The sequence below is a fragment of the Kocuria nitroreducens genome (assembly GCF_042879195.1).
GTDB lineage: Bacteria > Actinomycetota > Actinomycetes > Actinomycetales > Micrococcaceae > Kocuria > Kocuria nitroreducens.
The window spans coordinates 138,476-164,414 of the sequence record NZ_JBHZTC010000008.1 but is presented as its reverse complement, the minus strand read 5'-3'; the positions used below and the strand labels follow the sequence as shown (position 1 = coordinate 164,414).

The window sequence follows — 25,939 nt, the reverse complement described above, 5'->3', positions numbered from 1 at the left end:
CTACCAAGACCCCACCGAGCCTCAGACCTCGCCATCCGTGGCCCTGGCCGCTTGACGAAAACCATAGAGGCACCCCCCGGGGGGCGCCCTGCGCGTCGTCGCTTCGCGCTCAGTCCTGCTGCTCGCCCGCCCGGTCGAAGTGACCCGGCCAGTCCTTCGCCCTGATCCTCTTGATCTCCCGGATCGGGCCCAGCGTTCCCCATTCATTGCGACCCAGCCGGGACAAGGGTTCCAGCAGATCGATCCGCGGGTGAGCACCTTCCAGGATCTCGGAGGACACCGCGGCATGAACGACCTCCCCGAACACCAGCGTGCTGTCCCCCATCGGCAGCATGCGGTGGAGCCGGCACTCCAGAGCCACCGGTGACTCCTGCACCCGCGGCGGCCGCACCTTCACGCTCGGCTCCCGCGTCAACCCCACGGCGTCGAACTCGCTGACCTCCGGAGCAAAATCCGTACCCGTGGCGTTCACCTCCTCGAACAACGACGCCGGAGTGAGGTTCACGACGAACTCCCCCCTCACCTCGATGTTGCGCAACGAGTCCTTCTCCCCCACCGACGTGAACTGCACGATCGGAGGATCCACCGAAGCGACCGTGTAGAACGAGTGCGGCGCGAGATTGTCCACGCCCTCCTCGGACGTGCTGGACACCCAAGCGATCGGTCGTGGGACCACCACCGCGGTCAACAACCGGTAGAAATCCCGTGACGAGATGGCACCGGGATCGAAATCTGCTCGTGCCATTCTCTTTCACCTGTCCTTCCCGATCCTGGCAACCCGCCCGTGGCAGACATGCCCAGGTCGACTCACTCGAACTCTACGGTGCACCGACTGGAGATCACGACCGTCAGACAGGTGCGACTGCCCCACACCCGTCTGCTCTCCCCTTCCCTGCGGCCTCGAAACAGCCCGGGAGCTACCCGATGGTGCGCAGAGGCCGTGGCAGCTCACCACTCAGGTCCTACTGACAGGGACCCTAGCCGGACACGGATCCACGCATAGGTTGCAGGAGCCGTCCAAGAGCACCGGCATGCACCGAGCACCCCGCCCGGTAAGAGCCCCATCTGAGGACCCGTCCAGGGCGACTTCTGCATCACCGGCCAGTGGCCCGAACGACATCAAGTCCCCGCGCCTGCGGCAGCCTCCCGGTCCGCCAATACAGGGTTGCCCACGGCATCATGCAGTCGCGCCGACATCACCGCGTTCGCCGCTGCCCAGGTCCACGACTCCACCCTCTGCAACCCCGCTGCCCATCAGCAGCCGATTCGTACCACCTCGCTGCCCCGCCAGGGATGCCGTGTCGCTGTGCGCAGCACAGGATTCACTCAGCACACCCCATCGCCGGTCGCTGACCGGACCATTCGCAAAGCGGTGGACTGCGCCTGAGTCGGCACCCTAGGCGGCAACTGAGTCTCAGCCACGTCGGGGCCTGTCTCAGCGTGTCGTTTCGGGCGGGGCGTCGGCAGGATCGGGGGTGCCCTCCTCGGTCACTGGTCAGGCACCGAGGGTGACCAGAGTCAGTGCTGCCGCCGCCAGGAGAAGTCCGGTGGCCACGGTCATCGCGGTGCCGAATCCGGCGACCAGGCCCGCCCCGGTTGGCAACGCCGTGTGCTACGGGGCGGCGGAGACGGTGGCGGCGATCCCGGCCAGGACGGCCAGGACGGCCAGGACGGCCAGGACGAGGAGACACTGGCAGCAACTCGCGCAGGTCGTTCACCGGGCCCAGACAGTTGAAACGATTCCTCGGGTGACCTCGACTTCGTCCCGGGGCTCCAGCCGGCGCCACTCATGATCCAGGGCAGTGCGCCTATCGCCGCGACCCCAGAATGTCGTCGAGCCAGTCGAGCACCCGCCGGTTGAGCAAGGAGCGGTTCATCATCTCGCAGTGCTCGCCCGCTCCTTCGGCCGCGCTGAAGTCGACGACCGTGGCCGGGGACGACAGTGCGGCCGCGAACCGCTCGACCCCCGCCGCGAGAGGATCGTTCTCCGCCCTGGTCAGCAGCACCGGGCAGCGGAGGTCGACGATCCGGTCGCGGAGGGTGAACTGCGCGGTCCTCTCCAGGAAACCGCGCATGTCGCTGACACCGTTGGCCCAAAAACCGCGCTGGATAACCCCCCACGTCAGCTTGGGGCTGGCGCGCACCGATGCGGTGATCCGCTCCAGCAGGGCGTCACTGATCAGACGCGGATCCGCGGCCTCCTCCGGCGTCGCCCCGAACCGGTGCACGAAGTCGCGGATGTTCTCGCCGAGATCCCACTGACCCGGGTCGGCGATGCACGCGGCGATCCGGGGGTCTCCGGATGCCGCCCGCGGGGCGAGATAGCCGCCCAGGCTCCAGCCGCTCACCGCGATGCGGTCGGGGTCCACGATCGGGGAGCCCAGGGCGTGATCGATCAGGGCCGAGACGACCACTTCCCAGTCGGGCCGCAACGGCACTCCCTGCTCGTAGAGGACCCCACCCTGTCCGGGCCCGTCGAACAAGAGACAGTGGTAACCGCGGCGCAGAGCGGCGACCGCGGAGGCGAAGTAGACGTCTGTGATGGTGGCGTCGTAGCCGTTCACGAGGATCAGCAACGGCCGCACCTCGGTCTCGTGGCCGAGGGCGGGAATCAGATAGACGGGCATGCGGACCGGCCCGTGGACCGGGTCCGCGAGGACGACCTCCTCCGGAGGCACCGGAACCTCGCGCAGCGCCATGCCCCGCTCGAAGGCTCGCACCTGTGCCCGGTAAGCGTGCAGCAGCCGGGGGTCGACCGGCGCGCCGTACAGCGGATGGTAAGCACTGGCGTAGAAGGCACTGGCCCGCAGATACAGATCTTCGGCGCTTGAGCGGTGCCCAGCAGAGGCTGCGGCCTCCGCCTCTGTCACGGACCGGTCACCGGCGGTGACCCAGGCGTCGTAGAACGCGCCGTCGTCACCGTCGCCCACCGCTGCAGCCACCGCGGCGACGTCACCGTGATCGCCGCCTCCGTATGGTGTGTACCCCAGCATCCAGGTGCCGAACTCGTCGTGCAGCGCGTCGATGAACAGTTGGCCTGAGGCGTTGCCCATCGCCTGAGCCTACCGCCGGGCGGCCACCCCATCCGCCTGCCCGCCGACTGTGACGCAACCCCGCTCCGATTGCAGGACGACGGCAACACCCGACGCGACGACGCGCATGCACGTTCCGCCCCCGACGACCGCAGACGGTGTCCCCGTCCGCGGCGGGTACGCGACGACGCCGATGATCAGTTCCGGCATGACGAAGCGCCGTTCCCGGACCAGCGCCTCTCCCGGTTCCTCGAGAACTGCAAGATCAGACGGGCCCATTGGTGGTCCGGAAGCAGTGTCGGACCCACTGCCCACGACGCTTCACACCGACCTGTCCTGCCGGCTGTGGGGGACTGTCGCGCCAATGGTGTAAGACGTCCATGGGCGGCATCAGCGCGAGGTCCTGGGTGGGTGCAGGGGTGCCACGTGCAGAGTCCCTTGCGGACGAAAATCTCTGTGATCTTCACGTACCCAGGCGTTTCCGACCGGTTGGCTTGCCCGCCGAGGGACCCTGCATCCGAGTCATGCCGCGGGAGACGAGCTCTCAGAGTATCCGGTGGCGTTCGGCAGTCGTCAGACCGTGGGCCGAGGTTGTGAAGAAGTAGGCCGTGTCGTTCCAGTCCGCCAGAAGCGCTAGAAGATTCAGGCCCTGGTTCCTGTGCTGCTCCAGACCGTCGGCCAAGGTCTCGAAGATCGCGGACCGCAGTTCGGTGTTGATGTTGATCTTGCCGATGCCCGCCAGGGGTGCGCGGACCAGCATGGTCTCGGGAATTCCGGAGGCGCCGTGCAGGACGAGGGGGGTCTGGCCGGCGGCGTCGCGGATCTCCTGGATGCGGTTCCAGTGCAGGCGCGGGGTGCCCTGGTAGTGGCCGTGCACGTTCCCCACGGCTACGGCCAGAAGGTCCGCCTCGGACACGGCCAGGAACCCGGGGACCTCATCGGGGTCGGTCATCCCGCCGGCCACGGAGGCTCGGGCCGTGTCCTCGTCGCCGGGGAGGCTGCCGAGCTCGGCCTCCACGACGATGTCGGGGCCCACGAGCTTCCGTGCCCGGGCGACGAACTCCGCGTTCTCATCGGGGGGCAGGGCGGAGCCGTCGGGGAGGACGGCGTCGACGCCGGCTGCCACGGCTCGCTCGATGAGTTCCAGGTCGACGGCGTGGTCCAGTTGCACGCACACGGGAGTGGCGGCGTCGTCTGCCAGATGGCGCAGCGCGGTGATGAAGCGGCGCCCACGCGTTCCGGCGGCCGCCTTGGGCGGGACCAGGAGGATCACGGGCCGGTCGGCGTGCTCGCTGGCAGCCACCACGGCCTGGGCTGTGGAGAAATCGTAGGTGGTCAGAGCCGGCACGGCGGTGCGGGCGTCGAGGGCGGAGGTGACGACGTCGAGCATGTTAGCGCGCACGGGGGGAGTCCTTCGAAGGGGTGTTCAGCGGTCGGCCGGGGAGTCGTCCCCGAGGACGTAGGTCTTCAGGTCAGAAAGTGTCTGCTGCATGTGCTCGTCCATGGCTTGGCGAGCCCGGACGGAGTCGGTGGAGGCCAGCGCGTCGACGATCTTCCGGTGCTCGGCGATGGCGTGGGTCTGGATCTCGGGCACCCGGGAAGTCTGGACGCGCCGCTCCTGCAGGACCCGGTGCAGCGGTTCGAACAGGACGGCCATGAACACGTTGCCGGAGGCCTGCAGGATCTGGTCGTGGAAGTGCAGATCGGCGGCCACGAAGGCCGCCACGTCCTGGGAGCCATGGGCGTTCTCCATGGCATCGACGTCCCGGGACAGCCCGGCCAGTTCCTCGGCGGACAGTCGTCCGGCGGCCAGCTCGCAGGCGCCGGTCTCCAGGAAACGGCGCAGCTCGATCAGCTGCACGGCGGCCTTCGCGTCGTCCTGCCCCTCGGAGACCGCGCGGAGGACCGCGTGCAGCGACGCCCATTGGGACACGGGGTTCACGAACGTACCCCGCCCGCGCTCGACGCGGAGGATGCGCTGGGCGCCGAGGGTCTTGATCGCCTCGCGCACGGTCATGCGACTCACCGCGTGCTCCGAGCTGAGGTCGATCTCCCCGGGGATGACCGCTCCCGGGGGGAAGTCCCCGGAGATGATCCGGTCGAGGAGGGCGTCGGCGACCTGATCGACGAGGGATGGGCGAGCCATGATGCTCCTCTGGGGTTGATGAGAGCGTGCCGGCGCATTCTCCTGGCGCACTCCACGTCGGGTAGTCCATTCTACTCGAGGTCAGACATCTTACCTATGGAGTCGCGTCCGTCTGCTGTGCCGCTGACGGCGTTCACATCACAGGAGCTTCCGGTCCCCAGTGGCCGCACGGGTGTGGCCGCAGACACAATGGGCGGACAACACCACTCCGGGTCGGGGAACACCACCTTCTCGCCGCCCTTGTCGACTCCAGCGCTGTGACACCCATGGCTTTCCGGAAACGACTCATTGACGACGTGTCGCGCCTCACATAAGATGTCTGACATCTTACAGGTGGGGCACTGGCCCCTAGAGATCAATGAGGCATTCATGACCACCACCACACTCGTTCTGCTGGGGGTGGCCGCGGTTGCGGTCATCCTGGGACTGATCATCAAGGGCAAGGTGCACCCGTTCCTGGCGCTGATGATCACCGCCGCCGCCCTGGCGCTGGCCGCCGGGATCCCACTGGGGGAGGTCGTCCCCACCTTGAGCACCGGCATGGGCAACACCCTCGGCAGCGTCGCCCTCATCGTGACCCTCGGTGCGATGCTGGGCCGGATCATCGAGGTCTCCGGTGGCGCCGATGTCCTGGCCCGCTGGTTGCTCGACAAGTTCGGGGAGAAGCGCGCGCCCTTCGCTCTGGGGGCCACCGGTTTCATCTTCGGCATCCCCGTGTTCGTGGACGTCGGGCTGATCGTGCTCATCCCGATCGTCTTCGGCGTGGCCCGCCGTCTGGGCGGCAACATGCTCGCCTACGCCCTGCCCATCGCGATCGCGATGCTGACCGTGCACGTCGTGATGCCGCCGCACCCGGGGATCGTGGGCGGTTCCGAGCTGCTGGGCGCCGACATCGGCCTGGTCCTGTTGCTCGCCTTCATTCCCGCGGTGCCCATGTGGCTGTTCGGGCACTGGCTGGCCATGCGCCTGTCTCGCACCGCGCACGTGGAGGTCGCGCAGGACGACGTCCTGCAGAGTGTCGGGGGCACCGGGCACACCGGTGTCCTCCAGACCAAGGCTCCCAGCATGGGGCTCGTGGTGGCGATGATCGCCCTGCCGCTGGTGCTGATCATGCTGCAGACCACCAGCGCGATGGTGCTGCCCGAGGGCAACGCGTTCCGCACGCTGCTGTCGATGGTCGGGGCGTCTCCGATGGCACTGCTCATCGGCGTGGTCACCGCATCGATCCTGCTGGGCTACCGGCGGGGCTGGGGACGGGAGGAGACCGAGCACGTCATCAACTCCGCGCTGCCCCCGGTGGCTGCCGTCATCCTCATCACCGGCGCCGGCGGCATGTTCGGCTACGTCCTGCGGGAGACGGGCGTCTCCCAGGCCGTTGCGGACGTCCTGGGCGCCACCGGCCTGCCGATCATCCTGCTGGCCTACGTCATGTCCGCCCTGATCCGCGCGGCGCAGGGTTCGGCGACCGTCGCGATCCTCACCACTGCCCCGCTCATCGCGCCCCTGGCCGCCGCCCAGAACCTCGCCCCGGTCCAGATGGCGATGCTCGCCCTGGCCATCGGTGTCGGGTCCATGGCGCTGAGCCACGTCAACGACTCCCTGTTCTGGGTCTGGAGCCGCTACTTCCGGGTCCCGGTCGCGACCGCCCTGCGGACGTTCAGCGTGCTCACCACGGCCACATCGCTGGTCGGGTTCCTGGTGGTGTCCATCCTGTGGTTCGCCCTGTCCGGTCTGTCCTGATCCACCCGCCCTTCCGAAAGGAGCCCCACCATGAATCCCACCCTGCTCGTGCTCGATGACGATCCGACCGGGTCCCAGTGCGTCCACGACGTCGACGTCGTCCTCGAGCTCGACCCCGCTCCCGTGCTCGACGTCGTCCGGCATCCCGGGCGCACCTGCTTCGTGCTCACCAACAGCCGGGCCCGGCCCGAGGCCGAAGCCGTGGCGATCAACACCGAGCTCATCTCGGCGGTGCTGAGGACCCTCGCGGCCGAGCACCTGCCCCTCCCCCACCTCGTCTCCCGCAGCGACTCCACGCTGCGCGGGCACGTGATCGCCGAGCCCACAGCCCTGGCGGACGTCCTCGAGCAACACGGGGTGGCCGTCGACGGGTTCCTCTTCGCCCCGGCCATGATCGAGGCCGGGCGCTACACCGAGGACGACATCCACTACGCGGTCCTGCAGGGCCGCCCGATGCCCGTGGGCGAGACCGACTTCGCCGCGGACGCCACCTTCGGCTACTCCTCCTCGGACCTCAAGGACTTCCTCGTGGAGCGCTCCGGCGGGAGCCTCGACCGGGACTCGATCCTGTCGATCGGTCTCGAGGACATCCGCTCCGGAGGCGTGCCCGCGGTCATGGAGATCCTGCGCCGGACCCGGGACCGGGCCTGGGTGGTCGTCAACGCCACGGACTACGCGGACCTCGACACCGTGGCGGAAGCCCGTGCGGCCCTCGAGGCCGAGGGCCGCACGTTCGTCACCCGGTGCGGGCCCTCCTTCGTCCGCCCGCTGGCCGGTCTCACGGACTCGCGGGTGCTGGGCCCGGAGGACATCGTCGTGGGCCCCGGGCGCCTCCCGCACGGGCTCGTGGCCGTCGGATCCCACGTGGGGCTCACCAACCGCCAGCTCGCCGAGCTGCGGACCCGTCGGGAGCTCTACGAGGTCGAGCTGCACGTGCCCACCCTGCTCGACGACGACGCCCGCCCCGGCTACGTGGCCGACGCCGTCGGGCGGATCACCGAGGCCCTGGCCGCCAGCGACGCGGCCGTGTGGACGAGCCGGGAGCTCGTGCGCACGGACGACCCCGAGGAGTCGCTGGCCATCGCCCGCTCGGTCTCCGACGCCCTCGTGGAGGTCGTGCACGGTGTGGCGCAGGCCCGCCCGGCGTGGGTCGTGGCCAAGGGCGGGATCACCTCCCACGAGGTGGCCCACCGCGGCCTCGGGATCCGCCGGGCCACCGTGGCCGGTCAGTTCTTCCCCGGCCAGATCTCGATGTTCCAGCCCACCGACGCCCCGGACGCCACCCGGGGCGGGCCCTACGTGGTCTTCCCCGGCAACGTGGGCGCCGAAAGCGCCCTCGCCGACGTCGTGGACGTCCTCGACCGGGCCGCCGAGCTCGCCCGGGCGACCACCCGCAGCACCCGACCCAGCACCACCGACCCCGAGGAGAACCAGTCATGAGCACACCACTGTCCGTCGGCTTTGTCGGCCTGGGCGCCATGGGCGCTCCCATGGCCCTCACCCTGGCCGGCGCCGGCTTCCCCGTCCGCGGCTTCGACGTCTCGCCGCGCGCCGAGGAACTCGTGGGCGACGCCCTGGAGTTCCTGACCGATCCCCGCCAGGCCGCGACAGGAGCCGATGTCGTCGTCGTCATGGTCGCGACCGGGGCGCAGCTGCACGACGTCCTGTTCGGTGAACGCGGCATCGCCGAGACCCTCGGCCCGGACTCGGTGCTGCTCGTGATGGCGACCGTCGGGCCCCAGGCCGTGGAGTCCTGCGCGCAGGGCCTCGAGGCCCATGGGGTGCGGCGGATCGTGGACGCACCGGTGTCCGGCGGCACCGCGCGTGCTGCCACCGGGGATCTGCTCGTGATGGTCGGCGGCGCGGAGGCCGACGTCGCCGCGGTCCGGCCGCTGCTGGAGGCGATGGCCGGCAACGCACCGGTCGTCGGAGCCCGGGTGGGCGACGGGCAGCGCTTCAAGGTGGTCAACCAGCTGCTGTGCGGGGTGCACATCGCCGTGGCCGGCGAGGCGCTGGCCCTGGCGGACTCCATGGGCCTGGACCCGGGCCAGTGCCTGGAGGTTCTCTCGACCGGGGCCGCCACGTCCTTCATGTTCGAGGACCGCGGACCGCGGATGCTGCAGGGTGATCAGGCCGAGGTCCGCTCCGCCCTGGACATCTTCGTCAAGGACATGGGCCTGGTCACCGACGCCGCCCGGGCGGTCGCCCAGCCGGTGCCGCTGGCCTCCGCGGCCGAGCAGCTCTACGTGCGCGGCCGCCGTGAGGGCCACGGCCGGCACGACGACTCCTCGGTCTACGACATCCTCCGCTCCAAGTAGGGACCGTTCCACGGGGAGGACGGAGAACGACGCGCCGCACGGCGTGAGCGCCACCGGCCATGATGTCCGTGCGCACGCCGGACGAGGACGTCCGCGCGGGCTTCCGGCGGAGGGGTTACCCCTCCTCCGCCGGAAGCCCGCGGTGCTGCGCCCGGGGCTTGTGCCAGTGGAGGGCCGTGCTTCAGGAGAGCATCTGCGCCACGCGGGCCGTGCTCAGCATCGCGACGATCGTGGGCAGGAGCACCGTGTCGCAGCACACCTGCTTCGCGCGGCCGGCCTGCGGTCCCTCCGGTCCGCAAGGCACCCGAGCGTACGGCGCCGGTGCTGACCGGGGATCTGGAGGCGCCGCGCAAGCAGCGGTGCACCGCCCGCCGGGTGCGGCAGCGGCCGTTCGAGGAGGAAGGGGGCGCAGGTGGCCGAGTCCACGGTGCGCAACATGGTCGCGCGGTTGCGCATCGCGATCGGCGCGTGACGGGCGCAGCTGACCAACGGGGCCGCACGGTCAGCGCTGGGCAGGACGATTCAGTCGCCACAGGCTGTACGTCCAGGGCAGGTCGTAGCCGATGACCCATAGGGTGTACGGGGTAAGGACGAGGACAGACGGCCGGTCTGAGGCCACGGCCTTCTGCAGCGCCAGAAGTGGCGCCAGGAACGCGACGATCCCGAGGAACCCGGCGCGTGGATCGCGCCGTCCGAAGAACGACACGTTCCAGAGCTCGTTGCCCGCGAGCACGAGCAGGGCGAGCCGCCGAACGCGCCGGTCGTCGTTGCGGTGGGCGCGATACAGAACGGCGCCGAGCTCGAGGTAGTACAGCGCTCCGACGACACCGAAGGCGGGCAGCGGCAGCTGCATCCGCGGAGCCTTCAGCTCGCGGAACCAGCCCATGGCCTCCTTGCCGATGAAGGAGTTCCCCAGCACCGCGGCGGCCACGGGGGGCCCGCCCACGGCCGTCCACTGCCTCACGCGAGCCCCGTGCTTCATGGGGTTCAGCATGCCACTGTCAGCCGATCAGCACAGTCACGTGCCACGAGCGCGGAAGGGCTGGACAGGACGAGTCGCCACGACAGCCGGACGGCCAGGATCTCAACGACCATCACGTGAAGGGGGCACCACCCCGGTCAAATAGCTGCGCACCACCGCGGCGATCTCGGCCTGGGACTGCGGCGTTCCAGGGACGGCCGCTGACATCGAGCCCACCCCCACGAGCCGATCGAACTGCAGCCCGTCGATCAGGGCGACCAGGCCGTCGGCCTGTCGCGGCGGGTCACCGGCGCCGAGCCGGGTGAAGGCAGCGACCGCCGTCCTCCGGAAGACGTCTCCTGCATGCAGGACCGCGCGCAGGTCCGGATCCGAGGCGACCTCGATCTCGCAGGCCATCCGGGCCAGGGTGTGTTCCCGCTGCTGGGTGATCTGACCATCGACGAACACCGCGATCCGTTGGGCCAGCTGGTCGGCTTCCGCGAGCCGGTCCGTCCGGGTGGCGGGCACGTCAACGGCTTCGGGGGGTGGACCCGGCACCCGGGCCGGCCGCTCGTGGTTGATCTGCGCGATCCGTGAGAGCACGCCATGCAACAGTTCGCGACGGGTCGGGAAGTGGTACGAGGTCGTTCCGTACGGCACCCCGGCGGCGGCGTCCACCGCCCGGTGGGTGAGCGCCCGCATCCCGCTACTCGCAATCACGCCGATCGCGGCGTCGGCCAGCAGTCGCGGCCGGTCGGTCCTAACAGGCATCGCACTCATACCCCTTCCACTTTCCACGCTACAGCTGTAGCGTAGCGACTACACGCATAATGCTACATGTGTAGCAGAAAGTGGGAGACACCGATGTCTGGACAACCACTCCACGTGGTGGTCGGGGCGGCGGGAGCGACCGGACGACGCGTAGTCGCCCACCTCGTCGCGGCCGGATGCGAGGTGCGGGCACTCACGCGGGACGGCCGCTCGATCGGTCACCCGGAGGCGGAGCTCGGTGCTGCCGACGCGGCTGATCCGGCGGCGCTGGTGGCGGCGACGGTCGGCGCCTCGGTGATCTACCACTGCGCAATGCCACCGATCAGCCTGTGGCAGCAGGACTTCCCCTTGCTCACGGACGCCGTCGTGACCGCTGCGGAGGCGGCCGCCGCCCGGGTGGTCTTCGCCGACAACACCTGGATGTACGGGCGGGTGGGTGGGCCGATGACCCCGGATCTGCCCTACCGGCCGGTCAGCTCTCTGGGGGTACTACGCGCGTGGTTGGCAGACCGCCTGCAGCACGCCGCGGCTGCGGGGCGCATCCGGCTGTCCCTCGTCCGGGCCGGGGAGCTGTACGAGCCCGGAGTGCGCTCGATGATCGCCGGCAACGTGTTCAACGCCCCTGGCCCCGGGGACCGCGCATTCTGGTTCGGCTCACCCGACCTGCCGATCACACCGACGTTCATCGACGACTTCGCTCGCACCATCGCCACGGTGGGTCGGGCGGACACCTCGGACTGCGCGACCTGGCACGTCCCACATCCTGAACCCACCACGGGGCGCGCGTTGGTCGCGTCGGCCGCTCGCGAGGCGGGCCGGCGGACCGCCTTGACCGCTGTCCGCGGCCGGCACCTTCGCGCGCTCGGCACCGTCGTGCCGCTCGCCCGCACCGGCGTTGAGCTGCTCTACCAGTTCGAGCAGCCGTTCGTCGTCGACGGAGCAGCGACCACGAAGGCGTTCGATCTGTGGCCGACCCCGTACGCCGTCGGCGTGCGCGAGACGCATCGCCTTGCGGGTCTCCAGCACTCCTTTCCCTGACGGGAGCAGACATGTCCACGGCATCCATGCGCGAGGGCTCGACGGCGAACCCTCCGAACGGTGGGGCGGTCGTCCGGTTCGTTCGCCGACGCCCCGAGGCTCACTGCGGGGCGCCCTCATTGTGGCACCGCTGTTCGCGCTGCAGCGCACGTCCTTTGTCGCCGGCCATAGCCTGATGGCAGGTGCGGCGATGCTGGTCCTGCTGGCAACCCTCGCGGTGCCGTTCCGGTTCGCGCTCGGGTGGACCGACCACCGCACCGGAAGCCTCTTCCTCATCGGGCTCGTCCACGCGGTCGGCAACGCCACGACCGGCGGCGACGGGGTCAACGCCGGCTACCTGCACCACCTGTACCCAGGCGACACGAACGTGACCATGGCGCACCTTGTGGCGATGTCTCTGCCCGAGCTGCTCGTCGTCATCGCCACACGCGGGCGGCTCGGGCACCGGACGTCGGGCGGTCCTGCGGAGGAGCGCCTCGAAGAGGTGGGGATGGCCACCCACGGAACAACGGACGAGTCATGATCGGGTCCCGCTGGGGAGTGTCCGACAGCGAGACCACGCTGCGCTACCCGTGTGACGCATTTCTTCCCGCTCCCACACTCGAGGTGTGGCGCGGCGTCACCGTCCAGGTGGAGCCAGAAGCACTCTGGCCATGGCTGACACAGGTCAGAGTCGCGCCGTACTCGTACGACTGGATCGACAACCTCGGTCGTCGGTCCCCGCGCAGACTCCTCCACCTGCCTGAGCCAAGAGTCGGCGACCCGTACACCACCGCCGGGCGCCGCGAGATGGGCCGCATCGTCGCCGTCGAACGCGGACGTCACCTGACCGGAACGATCCTCGGGGCGTACATGTCCTACCTGTTGGTGCCCGGAGACCCCGGGACCACGCGGCTGCTCCTGAAGGTCGTCGCGGACGTCAATTCCCTGCTCGCACCAGCACTGTCCGTCGGTGACCTCGTGATGGCCAGACGCCAGCTACTGAATCTGAAGGCCCTCGCCGAGGAAGCACCCCGCCCGGCAGGGCGGTGAACGCACCGGCGTTCTCCGGAGCCCCACGCAAGACCCAGTCATCTGCCCGGATGACCGCGCCCACACGCTCCGTGACCGCGAGGTGCCCATCAGCACCGCTCAACAGAATCCGGTGCACGCTCTGCGCATCATGATGTCCACAGAAAAGACGGACTCAGATGGCCGTCACTGGCGGCATCTCCCGGATCCGCCGGTACAGAGCGGCCCGGAACATCCCGAGGTCGCGGGCGACCTGGATGGCCGGCTCCCCGGAATCGATCAGCCGCAGCGCATGGCGAACCTGGGAGTCGGTGAAGGTGAGGCGCCGCCCGCCGAGGTCCATGCCGGCCGTCCGGCGCTCGCCCACCGAGTCGGCGATCCGTTCTCGTTCGATCTCCAGCTCCCTCTGCGCCGGAGCCGCCATCACCGTGAAGACCGTCGGAGTGGCCGTGTCCACGTCTCCCCCACCCGGATTCAGCACCCGCAAACCGGCACCTCGTCCCCGGAGCGCCTCGGCGACGACCAGCATGTTCTGCGTCGACCGCCCGAGCCGGTCCAGGGCCCCCTGGCCTTCCGCCGCGGTCGAGGGTGCGTGTTCCGGTCCGTGGCAGGCCGGCCGTTGCACATCAGAGCGTCGATAGCGGCCAGATTCTCGCAGGTCAGCGCCACCTTCTGTCACAGTCCTCGGCTGCTCCGCTCCGGAGGTGAGGACGGGCCACGATGTTGCACGGATCCGTAGGTGGCGGTGGGGGCACAGAGGACGCGCAGACAGACGGTCAGGCCGACGAGGCCCGAAGCGACACCGACACAGCGGTGGAGCAGTTGTGGCTGGGTCACCAGGTGCAGGCCCGCGTCCACGGGGTGGTGCACCGGGCCGGGACGGTGAAGACGGTCTCGACCCCATGGGGCGTGGTGTGGATCCGAGAGAACGGACTGGGGGAACGCGATCTGCTGGACCTGCAGGAGTACCAGGTGCAACCCGAGGACCCCGACGACGGGTGATCCGAACCGATCGCATCCGGTACGTGTCGGGGCCGACCGGTTCTCCCCGCGCCGTTCTGCGCAGGTTCATCCCGCTCTGGCTCACGTCCAGGATGCGACACTCGGGCCGGCGAACCCGAACTCGGCCGTGATGGCGATGTGTGGTCCCGGTCTTGCGGAGCCGCCATCGGCCGCCATGTCCGCAAGCGGAACCCCCAATGGCAACGTCCTGGCTCTGAAGGGGAGCGTCGATGTCTTCCGTGCAGCGGGCGGGGTGGTCAGCCGGCACGGTCGGCGCAGCGCAACACGCGCAGGTAAGCCCAGGAGTGCCGGGCCCGGACGAGGCTGATCACGGCGAGACCTGCGATGGCGAGCACCCACCACACCCAGGAGCGCTCCGCCACCAGGAACCAGGCCACTACCATGCCGACCGTGGCGGCCACCGCGTAGACCGCGGCCTCGACACGCTGGCAGGCCGTGACCCCGGCCGCGGCTCGCACCTGCGGATCCGCCGGCACCGCACCGTCCCGAGACGCCGACCCCAGCGCGGACCGAAGCCGCTCTGCAGGCACCTGTTGCAGGCCGGGCCGCGGGGCGCCCGCCAGACGGGCCAGCACATGGAACAGCACAACGAGGCCGATGAGCAACGCCATCCACCACAGTGTGTCCAGCACGGCGGGCGTGGCCGACAACCACCACAGCACCCCCGGCATTGCGACAGCCAGGACTGCGGCGGCAGGCATGGTTCGCACCACAACCCGTCCGAGGGTGGGCACCGGGACGGTCGCGACCGGTGGGGCAGGACCGTCTGCGGCGGAAGCCGTGGGCTCACTCATGTCTGGACCCTACCGACCGGAACACCACGGGCAGAGTACCCGGCGCGGACGGACCTGGTTCGTCACAGCGGTGGATCGAGGGGTTCGTCGACGGCGTGGATCTCGTTGGTGAGGCTGCTGCCCCCGATGCCGTCCAGTGGGGTGATGTCCACGACGATGCCCGTCTGCACGTCCAGATGCACGCAGTACACCGTCGGGACCTCACCGGTGGTGAGGGCCGGATCCTCGGGGCCGTACTCAGGGATCAGGCTGGCGGGGCTGAGCAGCAACGGGCAGCAACCGCACCTCGGGTCGTAGCCGCCGCCCCATTCCTCGTCCTCCTCGAGCAGCGGCCGGCAGGTCGCCGACCACGTGGGACGGCCCCGCAGCACAGTGGCTGCGACATCACTCACCTCTACCCCCTGGCTGAGCTCTGCCGGATCGAGCATGGCCGTGAACTGGTAGTCACGCCACATCGGATCGCCGTGGTCGTAGTGCCACCCTTCCGGGCGCTGGGCGACCAGCCCGTCCGGACGCAGCACGACTCCCGTGTCCGGAGACGGCTGAACAGCGCACACCGCCCCGCCGTCGTGGTCGTTGCAGCCCACCAGGCTGACAGCTGTTCCGTAGGGCACGCCCTCGGCCGTCTCGACCCCCGCGCCGGAGCGCACGGCCAGCCGCCCAGTACCCCGGTCGAGCCAGACCTCGACCGGGCCGCCGGACGGGGTGCTCCCGTTGTCCTGCTGGCACCGGTGAGTGAGGCGCACAGTGGTGAACCGCCACGGCGAGCTGGACGCCAGGGCGCGGAAGTCAGCCGCAGTGGGGGTGCCGGGCAAGAACTCGCTGCTCATACCACCGAGTATGAGCACATCCCCAGCCCTGCGCGACGGACCCTTGAGATCAATCGACCGCACCGAAGAAGAACACCACGTTCGAAGAACCTCGACAGCAACTTCTGCGCAGCCGGCGCGCTGGGTCCGTGTTGGTGTCAGGGGCACTCACCGCCGTGACCACAGCACTGGTCGGGCAGGTGTGGTTGCGTCTCAATTCTCATGCCCTCACCACCATCCCTTTCAGCCTGCTGCTGACCGGACTGATCGCGCTCACCATCAGGCGAGGCTCACCCTCACCGCATCGCATCACCTGAAGCCTGCCTGCCCTGCTCAGCAACGGTGAACGGGTCCAGGGACAGCTCCGGGGCGACCGGGCGGGTCTTGCATCACTGCATGTGGACGTGTGCGGGGTGGCGGGGGGTGAGCACCTCCAGTCGACGCGGTGGGCCCAGACGCTATGAGACTCCGCGCTGAGGGCGGACCAAGAGCCTCGCTCGCAAGTTAGCGTGGACCCTCAGAGCATCCAGATCCCAACCCCTTTCCGGTGCCGGCACCCCGTCGGGGCGCGGGCACCGTCAGGAAAAGCACCCCCATGCGCATTCTCGTCATCGGAGCCGGTGCGACCGGCGGCTACTTCGGCGCCCGTCTGGCCCAAGCCGGCCGTGACGTCACCTTCCTCGCCCGCGAACCCCGAGCCACCCAGCTGCGGGAAGAAGGACTGACCGTGGTCGGGCTCGACCGCACCGACACCTTTGCACCCACCGGTGGTGACCACCGAGGACCTGAGGACACCCTTCGACCTCATCATCGTCGAGGTGAAAGCCACCTCCCTGACCGCAGCCCTGCAGGGCCTCGACCCCGCAGTGGGCGAGCACACCATGGTCCTGCCGTTCCTCAACGGCATGGCCCACCTGGACGAGCTCGCTGCACGCTTCCCCGGCCACGTGCTGGGCGGGATCGTGCGCGTGGTGACCACCGTCGACGAAGCAGGCCGCATCGTGCAGTTCACCCCGATCGCCACCCTCACCCTCGGGGAACTCTCCGCAGACACCACCCCGCGGGTGCGGGACGCACTGGAAACCCTCACCGTGCCCGGCATCGACACCACCCTGGCACCGGACATCACCGCATCGATGAGGCACAAATGGGCCTTCATCGTCGCCTCCGGGGTGGCCACCTGCCTGTTGCGCAACAACATCGGCCACATCGTGGCCACACCGGGAGGTGAGGACGCGTTCCGGCGGATCATCGCCGAGAGCGAAGCCGTCGTCGCCGCCGCCGGACACCCCGTCACCGGCACCGAGCGCCAGGCCACCCTCAGCATGCTCACCGAGCCCGGCGCCGTGTACACCTCCTCGCTCTACCGCGACGTCACCGCCGGACGCGCCGGAGAGACCGAACACCTCATCGGTGACTTCGCCGCCCGCGCCCGTCAGTACGAGGTACCCACCCCCATCCTCGACCTCGCCCTCATCCAGCTCAGAGCCGCAGCACGCACCACCACCGCATGACCGAGGTCGGTGGACCTATGGCAGGTCCCGCGCTGCCCGTCCCATACGGGTCAGCGCCTCGGTGAGGATCGCCTGTGAGGTCGCGAAGTTCAAGCGCACGTGTCCGGCTCCGCCGGTGCCGAAGACATGCCCGGAGCTGAGGGCGACCCGGGAGCGGTCCAGGAACATCTGGGCGGTTGCGCCCATGTCCGAGACGACGGCGAGCCCCTCGGAGCGCTCCCCGGACTCCAGGCCCAGCGCGCGGCAGTCCAGCCACGCCAGATAGGTGCCCTGCGGCGGGGTGTGCCGCACGCCCGGCAGGTGCTGCGCCAGCAGGCGAGCCAGCAGCGCCCGGTTGGCGTCCAGGCCCTCCAGGAGCGCGTCCAGCCACGCCTCCCCTGCGGCGAAGGCAGCAGTGTGGGCGATGATCCCGAGGTGACTGGGCCCGTGGCTGACCTCCTCGGGCATGCGCCGCAGGTCCGCAACGGCCTCCGGGCCGGCGAGGATCAGGGCGGCCTTGAGCCCGGCGAGATTCCACCCCTTGGAGGCCGACATCAGCGCGAACCCGCCCTCGGCGCCGGGCACGCTCAGATACGGGGTGAACCGGGCCCCCGGCAGCACCAGGGGCGCGTGGATCTCATCGGCGACCACCCGCACCCCGTGCCGGCGGGCCAGCTCGGCCACCGCGGCCAGTTCCTGAGCAGTGTGGACGGCCCCGGTGGGATTGTGGGGGTTGCTCAGCAGGTAGGCGACCTTACCCCCGCGCGCCCGCGTGCGCCGGAACGTGGCCTCCAGGACGTCCAGATCGATCCGCAGATCCTCGCCCAGCGGTGCTTCCACCACACGGCGGGCGTCGTGGGAGACGAAGGCGTAGAAGGGCGCGTAGACCGGGGAGTTCACCACCACCGCGTCCCCCGGATCGGTCAGCAGGCGCAGCACCTCGACCACCCCCAGCATGACGTCCGGGACGACGGCGGTGCGCTCCACGGCGATCCCGTCCCACTGCCATCGCCGCCCAGCGAAAGCGCTCAGCGCCTCGGCGTAGTCGGTGCCGGCCGGGTACCCCGTGTCACCGCGGTCGATGGCCTCGTGCACGGCCCGGGCCACCGCCGGAGCCAGCGAGACGTCCATCTCCGCCACCCACAGCGGCAGCACGTCCTCGGGGTGGGCCCGCCACTTCATGCTGGTGCGCCGGCGCAGCTGATCCAACGACAGGATCTCCAGCGGATTCGGCAGTGCCTCCATCATCACGGAACCTTTCTGACCACCGGATCTGCCAACAGCGGCCGGCGACCGTCCGGATCACATCACCAGCGCTCAGCGCCTACGATGCCACAGCCTGCCGTGCGCGCCAGCCCCGCGGCCCGTGCTCGGCCAGCAGCACCCGGCAGGCGCGTTGATCACCATGAGGGGCGTCGCTGAAGCCATCACCACGAGCTGTCCAGCCCCCGATCCTCACCGTAGACAGCGCAGCACCGGGCTCTCCCGTTCCCAGGTCTCGTCCATGGCCGCCGACCTCGACACCCACGTCGAGGCCTTCCGCACCCGCCCACAGGACGCAGGGACCTGCACGTTCGTGGCCGCCGACGCACTGACCATGACGGCGCGCGAGGGCGGGCGAACGATCAACACCCACGTGCTGCTGGCCACCGGGGTCAACGCCGACAAGCACCGCGAGATCCTCGGGGTGCCGATCGGCTCGGCCGAGGACACCGCCGGGTGGCTGGGATTCTTCCGCGACCCGGTGCCGCGGGCTCACCGGAGTGCGTCTGCTGACGTCCGAGGCCCACCCCGGGCTGGTCGCCGCGATCGGGGCGACCAGCCCGACGCGGACGCGGTGCGCGCCCAGTTCGACCGCGTCCTGGACACCCTGGCCCCGAAGAGCTGGTTGAACCCCGGATGACGGACGTTCCTCGGGCCCCCGCCAACGGACCCCGCTGGGGGTCGGCCCGAGCCCCTCGCGGAAGAAACGCGGGCACCGTCAGCAGATCGATGCCTCATGGGACCGGCCACCCCATCCGGTCGCCTGTCACCAGAAGGAAGCACCTGGCTCACCGTGACAGGTGAGCCAGGTACCGTCGTTGTGGGCCAAGGGAGAGACGGTTGCCGAACCGCGCCCCTGCTCGTTCCGGTGGCCGCCTGTCCATCTGCTGGACGTAGGGGCGCACAGCGTCGTCGATCACGGCTCGAGCGGTGCTGTCCCGGTCGGGAGTCTCGCAGACCGGATCGGAGACGTCCTGGGCCACCTGCACCCCCGGCCGAATCGTGGGCTCGCGGCGAGGCCGACTACGGCCCCGCCTGCGTGCGCCCACCGGGTACTTCTCGGCCGGTGTCGTCCGTAACGGTGGTCCCGACCCTGGTGGCGCCGCGGCCCGTGGGGGCGAAGAGCCCACCAGTTCGATGTGCTCACCCGGTGCCGTCCTCCGTGACGGTGTCCGGGGCGCCGAGAAGCCGGCGGTGCCGGCAGAACAAGCTTGCCTGCCGGTCGGGAACCTACGGGACCGGCCAGGTGTGCACCGGTTCGTTGGCGTCCATGTGCTCGGTGTAGGCCTCCAGCATCCGGCGCAGCGCGGTGGGCCGGTCGGCGCCGTGGCGCTCGAAGTGCTCGACCGCCCGCGTCTGCCACGCCGCGCCGTTGACCCCGGAGACGCACCGGCCCTCGATGATCCCCAGGTAGCGCTCGCGCACCTCCGGGGCGACCCCCCACTCCTCGAGGCCCTGGTGGGCCAGCGGGAGGAGGTGGCGCAGCACGAGCTCGTCGGCGCTGACCTCCCCGAAGCCCGGCCAGTAGAACCGGGCGTCGATCCCGTCCCGGGCGGCCCGGGTGAAGTTCTCGGCGCAGGCCGGGAAGCTCATCCGGGTCCACACCGGCCGCTCCTGCCGGGCCAGGACGCGGACGGCACCGTAGTAGAAGGCGGCGTTGGCCATCACATCGGCGATCGTCGGCCCCGCGGGCAGCACCCGGTTCTCGACCCGCAGGTGCGGACGGCCGCCGACGACGTCGTAGATCGGCCGGTTCCACCGGTAGACCGTCCCGTTGTGCAGTCTCAGCTCCGAGAGGTCCGGGGCGACCCCGGCCCGCAGCTTCGCGGCCGGGTCCTCCTCGGAGCACTCGGCCAGCAGCGCCGGGAAGTACCGGACGTTCTCCTCGAACAGGTCGAAGATCGAGGTGATCCACCGCTCGCCGAAGAACACCCGCGGGCGCACCCCCTGGTTCTTCAGCTCGATCGGCCGGGTGTCGGTGGCCTGCGCGAACAGCGCGATCCGGGTCTCGGCGTGCAGCCGGCGGCCGAAGAACCAGGGGCTGTTGGCCCCCAGGGCCACCTGCGGGGCGGACAGGGCCTGGGCGGCGTTCCAGTGGGCGGCGAACTGCGCGGGGGCGACCTGCAGGTGCAGCTGGACGCTGGTGCACGCCGACTCGGGGGCGATCGAGTCGCAGTACATGGACAGCCGCTCCCCGGAAGGCCCCTCGATCTCGAGGCGGATGTCCTCGCCACGGGCCACGAAGATGGAGTCGTTGAGCGCCGTGTAGCGGTTGTTGTCGCTGATCCACTCCTGCTCGTAGTGCTCGGGCCGCAGCGTGGGAAGGATGCCGATCGTCACAATCCGTGAGCCGACGCCGCGGGCCGCGGCGTCGGCGGAGTTGAGCGAGGCCCGCAGGTCCTCCTCGAGGTCGAGGGCGGCCCGCCCGGGCAACGGCCGCGGCGGGACGTTGAGCTCGATGTTGTACCGCGCCAGCTCGGTCTGGTAGCCGGGATCGGCGATCGCGGCGAGCACCTCGTCGTTGTGGAAGTGCGGGTCGAGGCGCTCGTCGACGAGGTTGAGCTCGATCTCCAGCCCCGTCATGGGCCGCTCGAACTCGAACGAGTCCCGGGCGAGCATCCGCGCGAACACGTCGAGGTCCTCGTGGACCTTCTCGCGGTAGCGCTGGCGCTGCTCGCGCGTGTAGCTGCGGGAACTGACCTCTTCGCCCACGGTGGCCTCCGACTCCCGGCCGCGGCGCGGCCCCAGGACTCCAACCAACCACACCGCGGCCCGTGCGCCAACACCCGGCCCGCCCCGGGCGGGGCGCCGTCCGCGGGAGCCCCCGGCCGGCGCGGCCCTCAGAGCAGGTCGGTGACGTCGCAGCGCACGTGCACCGGGGCGTGCTTGCGCAGCGCGGAGGCCTTGGACCGGGCGGCCCGGAGCCGGCGGGTGACCTCGCCGGCCACGCCGTAGCCGAAGAACAGCAGCGCCCGGTGCGGGGCCGGCTCCCCGTCCGGCCCGGGCTCGTGGTCCTCCAGGGGCGTGGGGCCGATGACCCGCACGGCGGGCGGCAGCTCGAGGTCGGCCAGGAACGCCGACACCGCCGCGGCCGGGCCCGTCACGGCCGCCGAGCGCACGGCCGGGGGCAGGCCCAGGGAATGTCGCTCCACCAGCTCGCGCTCGGCGTACCCGGCCGGGTCCCACCGCACGAGCGCGCCGACCGCGGCCTCGTGCTCCGCGGTGACCACCACGATCCCGCCGTCCCGGGCCCGGCGCACCAGCGCGGCCGCGTTGCACCACCGGCGCAGCGTCTGCTCCGCGGCGCGCAGGGCGGGGCGCATGAGCATCTGGTTGCCGTCCAGCAGCAGGGCCGCCGCGTAGCCGCCCTCCGCGACCGGCTCGGCGCCCGGGGTGGCCACGACGAGGGCGGGGGCGCCGGGGACGTCCGTGCGCACCGCGTCGCCGGAGGATGCCACGACGGGCACCTTGGGAAACGCCCGCCCGAGCTCCTCGGCGGTGCGCAGCGCCCCCACGGTGATCAGGCGCATCCGCGGGGACCCGCACGCGGCGCAGGACCAGGAGTGCGCCGAGCGGCCGCACCACCCGCACCGGGGCACCCCGCGCCGGGACACGACCCCGAGGGGCCCGTCGCAGGCCGTGCAGCGGGCGGGCTCCCGGCAGCGCTCGCACGCGAGGTGCGGGGCGTAGCCGGCGCGGGCGACCTGGACCAGGACGGGGCCCCGCTCGAGGGCCTCGCGGGCGGCGCGGTAGGCGGTCTCGGGCAGCCGGGCCCTAGAGGCCAGCGGGTCCCGGGCGGCGTGGAAGGAGTCGGCGGTGGAGACGATCCGGGGCGTGTGGACGCGCAGCACGTCCCGGGCGGGGGCGATCCGGCGGGCCCACCCGGAGACGACGAGCCGCTGGGCCTCGGGGCTGACGGCGTGACCGGCGAACAGGGCCGCGCACCCGGTGCGCCCGGCGCGCAGCAGCAGCACGTCCCGGACGTGCTGGTAGGGGGCGCGCTGCTCCACGAGGTTCTCGTCGCCGTCGTCGAAGCAGGCCACGAGGCCGAGGTCGTCCACCGGGGCGTAGGCGGCGGAGCGGGTGCCGAGCACCACCCGGACCTGACCGGTCGCGGCGGCCAGGAACGCCCGGTAGCGGGGCGTGGGGCCGTCCTCGGCGTGCAGGCGCACGAGGTGCTCCCCGCCGATCTCGTCCACGACCGAGCGCTCGATCCGTGCCAGCGCCTTCTGGTCCGCGACGACGGCGACCGCCCCGCGCCCGGCCCGCCACGCCGCGCCGATCGCGGCGGCCAGGACGTCCGTCCAGTCGTGGGCGGGATGGGCGGGCAGCACCTCGACGACGGCCCGCGGCGAGGCCCCCGCCGCGAGTTCCGCCAGGAACCCCGGACCGCCGGTGTAGTCCGCCAGCGCGGCGTCGTGGGAGGGGCCGGGGGCGTGCGGGGACAGCCCGGTGGAGTGGCCCGGCGCCTCGGCCAGCCGCTGCTCGACCTCCTTCTCGACGCGGGCGACGCGGGGCGGGACGGCCACCCGGACGACGTCCGCGGCCGTCCCGGCCGAGCGGGCGGCGACGTCCTCGGCCAGCCGCGCGATCTCCGGGGCGAGCACCGGCAGCGGGGACATGACCCGGCGCAGGGGCTGGATCCGGGGCATGACCTCGGAGTCGGCGGTGCGCTCGAGCACGTAGCCCGTCAGCTCCTGGCCGCCGAAGCCGACCTTGACGCGGGCGCCCGGCACCGCCGCCTCGGCCATCTCGGCCGGCACGAGGTAGTCGAACGGGCGGTCGAGGTGCGGGACGTGGGTGTCCAGCAGCACGCGGGCCACGGGCTCGTGCGCGGCCGGCAGCACCGCGCCCACTCCCTTCGCGTCCTCGCGCGGCGGCCGGGGCGGGAAGCCCGAGAGGAGCGACAGCTGCCACGGGCCCTCCGCGGCGGCCCCGGCGTCCTCCGGGTCCACGGTCAGACCCCGGCGGCCGACCGCAGGTCCGCGACGCGGTCGGTGCGCTCCCAGGTGAACCCGGGCTCGGCGCGGCCGAAGTGCCCGTGCGCGGCGGTGCGGGCGTAGATGGGCCGCTTGAGGTCGAGGTCCTCGATGATGGCCAGCGGCCGCAGGTCGAAGACCTCGCGGATGGCGCGCTCGATCCGGGCGGGGTCGGCCTTCTCGGTGCCGAAGGTCTCGACGTAGAGACCGACGGGGGCGGCGCGCCCGATCGCGTAGGCGACCTGGACCTCCACGCGGTCGGCCAGGCCGGCCGCCACCACGTTCTTGGCCACCCACCGCATCGCGTAGGCGGCGGAGCGGTCGACCTTCGAGGGGTCCTTGCCGGAGAAGGCGCCCCCGCCGTGGCGGGCCATGCCCCCGTAGGTGTCCACGATGATCTTGCGGCCGGTCAGCCCCGCGTCCCCCACGGGCCCGCCCCGGACGAAGTTCCCGGCCGGATTGATGATGACCTGGGTGCCGGACAGGTCCAGCCCCGACTCCTCGAGCACGGGGGTGATTACGCTCTGCCGCAGGTCGGAGGCGAGCTGGTCGAGGTCGTAGCCCTCGATGTGCTGGGAGGAGACCACCACGGTGTCCACGGCCACCGGGCGGTCGCCGTCGTAGCCGAGGGTGACCTGCGTCTTGCCGTCGGGGCGCAGACCGGGCAGCACGGCGGTCTTGCGCACGCGGGTGAGCTGCTCGGAGAGGCGGTGGGCGAGGAAGATCGGCGCCGGCATCAGCACCTCGGTCTCGTTGGTCGCGTAGCCGAACATGATGCCCTGGTCCCCGGCGCCCTGGGCGTCGCGGGCGTCGCGGGCGGTGCCCTCGCGGACCTCGAGGGACTGGAACACGCCCTCGTAGATCTCCGGGGACTGCTCCCCGACGCTGATGGACACCCCGCAGAACTCGCCGTCGAAGCCGTGCACCGAGGAGTTGTAGCCGATGTCGAGCAACGTCTTGCGCACCACGTTGGGGATCTCCACGTACCCGCGGGTCTTCACCTCGCCGGCGACGTGCACCAGCCCGGTGGTCACCATGGTCTCCACCGCCACCGACGACTCGGCGTCCTGGCGCAGGAGGTCGTCCAGGATGGCGTCACTGATCTGGTCGCAGATCTTGTCGGGATGTCCCTCCGTGACGGACTCGGAGGTGAACAGTCTCAGGTGCTGGGTCGTCTCGCTCACGGGAGACCACACTACCGGGCGCCCCGGACGGCGCAGCGCCGCAGCGTACGGTGCCCGGCCGGCACGGGACCGGACGCCGGATCGGGCGCGGACGCCCGGACAGGGGCGCGGACCCCCGTTCAGGCGTGGACGCCGGCTAGGTCCTGCGCGATCCGCGCCACGAGCCCGCGGGCGACCTCCGCCTTGGAGCCCTCGAGCACCTGCTCGGGGGTGCCGGCGGCGCTGAGCACGGTCAGGGTGGTGGTGTCCTGGCCGAACACGAGGTTCTCGCCCACGTGGTTGACGGCCAGCAGGTCGCAGCCCTTGCGCACGAGCTTCCGGCGTCCGTACGTCAGCGGGTCGGTCCCGGCGTCACCGGTCTCGGCGGCGAAGCCGACGAGGAGCTGGCGGCGCCGGGCGGTGTTGCGCAGGTCCACGAGCTCCTTGAGGACGTCGGGGTTGCGCACTAGCTCGAGCACGGGGTTGGACCCGTCCTCGGCCTTCTTCAGCTTGGCGTCGGCGATCCGGGCCGGGCGGTAGTCGGCCACCGCGGCGGCCATCACCACGACGTCGGCCCGCGCGGCGGCGCGCACGCAGGCCCGGCGCAGCTGCTCGGCGGTGCCCGCGTGCACCACCTCGACGCCGGCGGGCACCGGGGTCTCCAGGTGGGCGGCCACGAGGGTCACCGCGGCGCCGGCGTCCCGGGCGGCGGCGGCGACCGCCACGCCCTGCTTGCCGGAGGAGCGGTTGCCCAGGAACCGCACGGGGTCGAGGGGCTCGCGGGTGCCGCCCGCGCTCACGAGCACCCGGGTGCCGGCCAGCAGGCCGTCGGCGGCGTCACCGCGTGCGGCCAGGCGCAGCGCGGCGTCGCGGACCACCTCGGGCTCGGGGAGCCGCCCGGGACCCGAGTCGGGGCCGGTGAGCCGGCCGTCGGCGGGCTCGAGCACGGTGTGCCCGTGGGCGCGCAGCGTCGCGACGTTGGCCTGCACGGCCGGGTTGAGCCACATCTCGGTGTGCATCGCCGGGGCGAACAGCACCGGGGCGCGCGTGGCGAGCAGCGTGGTGGTCAGCAGGTCGTCGGCGTGCCCGTGGGCGGCGCGCGCCAGCAGGTCGGCGGTCGCCGGGGCGACGACGACGAGGTCGGCGGCCTGGCCCTGGTGGACGTGGTTGACCTCGTCCACGCGGTCGAAGACGTCCGTGCTGACCCGCTGCCCGGAGAGCGCCTCCCAGGTGGGGGCGCCCACGAACCGCAGCGCGGCCTCCGTGGGGACGGGCACCACCGTGTGGCCGCTCTCGGTGAACAGGCGCAGGAGCAACGCCGCCTTGTACGCGGCGATGCCCCCGCCGACGCCGAGGACGATCCTCATGCGGCCGTGCCCCGTCGCAGGGGCGCCGGCC

Annotated in this window: 23 protein-coding genes and 2 pseudogenes; 11 read left to right on the top strand and 14 right to left on the bottom strand. The window is 71.2% G+C overall.

Going from position 1 to position 25,939, the window contains the following annotated elements; genetic code table 11:
* Positions 1–109: 109 nt before the first annotated feature.
* From ACFYE1_RS07575 to ACFYE1_RS07560, 4 genes are all read right to left on the bottom strand, one after another.
* Positions 110–745 (bottom strand): flavin reductase family protein, encoded by a 636-nt coding sequence (locus ACFYE1_RS07575; RefSeq protein ID WP_387741504.1) that lies wholly within the window; start codon positions 743–745, stop codon positions 110–112.
* A gap of 1,063 nt (positions 746–1,808) precedes the next feature.
* Complete coding sequence (locus ACFYE1_RS07570; RefSeq protein WP_387741503.1) at positions 1,809–3,053, bottom strand: alpha/beta hydrolase family protein; 1,245 nt, start codon at positions 3,051–3,053, stop codon at positions 1,809–1,811.
* A 523-nt stretch (positions 3,054–3,576) separates the two neighbouring features.
* The gene (locus ACFYE1_RS07565; RefSeq protein WP_387741501.1) at positions 3,577–4,434 is read right to left on the bottom strand and encodes a class II fructose-bisphosphate aldolase; all 858 of its coding nucleotides are present in this window, start codon (positions 4,432–4,434) and stop codon (positions 3,577–3,579) included.
* A 24-nt stretch (positions 4,435–4,458) separates the two neighbouring features.
* Positions 4,459–5,178: a FadR/GntR family transcriptional regulator gene (locus ACFYE1_RS07560; RefSeq protein WP_387741499.1), complete on the bottom strand. Its 720-nt coding sequence runs from the start codon at positions 5,176–5,178 to the stop codon at positions 4,459–4,461.
* A 369-nt stretch (positions 5,179–5,547) separates the two neighbouring features.
* On the opposite strand from ACFYE1_RS07560, the gene ACFYE1_RS07555 reads away from it, so the two are divergent.
* From ACFYE1_RS07555 to ACFYE1_RS07545, 3 genes are read left to right on the top strand one after another with little or no spacing between them, the layout of a single operon-like run.
* Positions 5,548–6,918: a GntT/GntP/DsdX family permease gene (locus tag ACFYE1_RS07555; protein ID WP_387741497.1), complete on the top strand. Its 1,371-nt coding sequence runs from the start codon at positions 5,548–5,550 to the stop codon at positions 6,916–6,918.
* 30 nt (positions 6,919–6,948) lie between these two features.
* Positions 6,949–8,358, top strand: coding sequence for a four-carbon acid sugar kinase family protein (locus ACFYE1_RS07550; RefSeq protein WP_387741495.1), 1,410 nt, complete (start codon positions 6,949–6,951; stop codon positions 8,356–8,358).
* On the top strand, positions 8,355–9,236 hold the full coding sequence (locus ACFYE1_RS07545; RefSeq protein ID WP_387741493.1) for an NAD(P)-dependent oxidoreductase: 882 nt from the start codon (positions 8,355–8,357) through the stop codon (positions 9,234–9,236). Before ACFYE1_RS07550 ends, ACFYE1_RS07545 begins: the two co-directional genes overlap by 4 nt.
* 502 nt (positions 9,237–9,738) lie before the next feature.
* Here ACFYE1_RS07545 and ACFYE1_RS07540 read toward each other — a convergent pair.
* Together ACFYE1_RS07540 and ACFYE1_RS07535 are read right to left on the bottom strand one after the other, a co-directional pair.
* Positions 9,739–10,200, bottom strand: coding sequence for a TspO/MBR family protein (locus ACFYE1_RS07540; RefSeq protein WP_387741491.1), 462 nt, complete (start codon positions 10,198–10,200; stop codon positions 9,739–9,741).
* Between the two features lie 120 nt (positions 10,201–10,320).
* Positions 10,321–10,977: a TetR/AcrR family transcriptional regulator gene (locus tag ACFYE1_RS07535; RefSeq protein ID WP_387741489.1), complete on the bottom strand. Its 657-nt coding sequence runs from the start codon at positions 10,975–10,977 to the stop codon at positions 10,321–10,323.
* 84 nt (positions 10,978–11,061) lie between these two features.
* On the opposite strand from ACFYE1_RS07535, the gene ACFYE1_RS07530 reads away from it, so the two are divergent.
* The 3 genes from ACFYE1_RS07530 (at position 11,062) to ACFYE1_RS07520 (ending at position 13,038) form a co-directional block, all read left to right on the top strand.
* Positions 11,062–12,006 carry an NAD(P)H-binding protein gene (locus ACFYE1_RS07530; RefSeq protein WP_387741487.1) on the top strand — a complete coding sequence of 315 codons (945 nt, stop codon included), beginning with the start codon at positions 11,062–11,064 and terminating at the stop codon, positions 12,004–12,006.
* Positions 12,007–12,127: 121 nt separating this feature from the next.
* Positions 12,128–12,529: a hypothetical protein gene (locus tag ACFYE1_RS07525; protein WP_387741485.1), complete on the top strand. Its 402-nt coding sequence runs from the start codon at positions 12,128–12,130 to the stop codon at positions 12,527–12,529.
* On the top strand, positions 12,526–13,038 hold the full coding sequence (locus ACFYE1_RS07520; RefSeq protein WP_387741483.1) for a hypothetical protein: 513 nt from the start codon (positions 12,526–12,528) through the stop codon (positions 13,036–13,038). The genes ACFYE1_RS07525 and ACFYE1_RS07520 overlap by 4 nt, the downstream gene beginning before the upstream one ends.
* A gap of 154 nt (positions 13,039–13,192) precedes the next feature.
* On the opposite strand, the gene ACFYE1_RS07515 is transcribed toward ACFYE1_RS07520, so the two are convergent.
* Positions 13,193–13,789, bottom strand: a complete 597-nt coding sequence (locus ACFYE1_RS07515; protein WP_387741513.1) for a recombinase family protein — start codon at positions 13,787–13,789, stop codon at positions 13,193–13,195.
* Positions 13,790–13,839: 50 nt separating this feature from the next.
* Between ACFYE1_RS07515 and ACFYE1_RS07510 the strand changes: the two genes are divergently transcribed.
* Positions 13,840–14,019 (top strand): hypothetical protein, encoded by a 180-nt coding sequence (locus ACFYE1_RS07510; RefSeq protein ID WP_387741515.1) that lies wholly within the window; start codon positions 13,840–13,842, stop codon positions 14,017–14,019.
* A 257-nt stretch (positions 14,020–14,276) separates the two neighbouring features.
* Here the strand turns inward: ACFYE1_RS07510 and ACFYE1_RS07505 are convergent, their stop codons facing one another.
* Both ACFYE1_RS07505 and ACFYE1_RS07500 read right to left on the bottom strand, forming a co-directional pair.
* A complete protein-coding gene (locus ACFYE1_RS07505) occupies positions 14,277–14,741 on the bottom strand; it encodes a hypothetical protein (RefSeq protein WP_387741481.1) in 465 nt (154 codons plus the stop codon).
* A gap of 155 nt (positions 14,742–14,896) precedes the next feature.
* The gene (locus tag ACFYE1_RS07500; protein ID WP_387741479.1) at positions 14,897–15,664 is read right to left on the bottom strand and encodes a hypothetical protein; all 768 of its coding nucleotides are present in this window, start codon (positions 15,662–15,664) and stop codon (positions 14,897–14,899) included.
* Between the two features lie 155 nt (positions 15,665–15,819).
* Here ACFYE1_RS07500 and ACFYE1_RS07495 point away from each other — a divergent pair, with 155 nt between their 5' ends.
* The 3 genes and pseudogenes from ACFYE1_RS07495 (at position 15,820) to ACFYE1_RS07485 (ending at position 17,157) form a co-directional block, all read left to right on the top strand.
* A complete protein-coding gene (locus ACFYE1_RS07495) occupies positions 15,820–15,960 on the top strand; it encodes a hypothetical protein (protein ID WP_387741477.1) in 141 nt (46 codons plus the stop codon).
* Between the two features lie 278 nt (positions 15,961–16,238).
* Positions 16,239–16,325 (top strand): annotated as a pseudogene (locus ACFYE1_RS07490) (2-dehydropantoate 2-reductase N-terminal domain-containing protein); the annotation flags it as partial.
* An 88-nt stretch (positions 16,326–16,413) separates the two neighbouring features.
* Positions 16,414–17,157, top strand: a complete 744-nt coding sequence (locus ACFYE1_RS07485; RefSeq protein ID WP_387741476.1) for a ketopantoate reductase C-terminal domain-containing protein — start codon at positions 16,414–16,416, stop codon at positions 17,155–17,157.
* A gap of 15 nt (positions 17,158–17,172) precedes the next feature.
* Here the strand turns inward: ACFYE1_RS07485 and ACFYE1_RS07480 are convergent, their stop codons facing one another.
* Complete coding sequence (locus tag ACFYE1_RS07480) at positions 17,173–18,384, bottom strand: MalY/PatB family protein (protein WP_387741474.1); 1,212 nt, start codon at positions 18,382–18,384, stop codon at positions 17,173–17,175.
* A 226-nt stretch (positions 18,385–18,610) separates the two neighbouring features.
* Here ACFYE1_RS07480 and ACFYE1_RS07475 point away from each other — a divergent pair.
* Positions 18,611–18,977, top strand: a pseudogene (locus tag ACFYE1_RS07475) (transposase); the annotation flags it as partial.
* A 652-nt stretch (positions 18,978–19,629) separates the two neighbouring features.
* Here ACFYE1_RS07475 and ACFYE1_RS07470 read toward each other — a convergent pair.
* The 4 genes from ACFYE1_RS07470 to coaBC form a co-directional block, all read right to left on the bottom strand.
* A complete protein-coding gene (locus tag ACFYE1_RS07470) occupies positions 19,630–21,111 on the bottom strand; it encodes a glutamate--cysteine ligase (protein WP_387741472.1) in 1,482 nt (493 codons plus the stop codon).
* 128 nt (positions 21,112–21,239) lie between these two features.
* Positions 21,240–23,354 (bottom strand): primosomal protein N', encoded by a 2,115-nt coding sequence (locus ACFYE1_RS07465; RefSeq protein WP_387741470.1) that lies wholly within the window; start codon positions 23,352–23,354, stop codon positions 21,240–21,242.
* A 2-nt stretch (positions 23,355–23,356) separates the two neighbouring features.
* Positions 23,357–24,562: a methionine adenosyltransferase gene (metK, locus tag ACFYE1_RS07460; RefSeq protein ID WP_387741469.1), complete on the bottom strand. Its 1,206-nt coding sequence runs from the start codon at positions 24,560–24,562 to the stop codon at positions 23,357–23,359.
* A gap of 119 nt (positions 24,563–24,681) precedes the next feature.
* Positions 24,682–25,908: a bifunctional phosphopantothenoylcysteine decarboxylase/phosphopantothenate--cysteine ligase CoaBC gene (gene coaBC, locus ACFYE1_RS07455; RefSeq protein WP_387741467.1), complete on the bottom strand. Its 1,227-nt coding sequence runs from the start codon at positions 25,906–25,908 to the stop codon at positions 24,682–24,684.
* Positions 25,909–25,939: the final 31 nt, after the last annotated feature.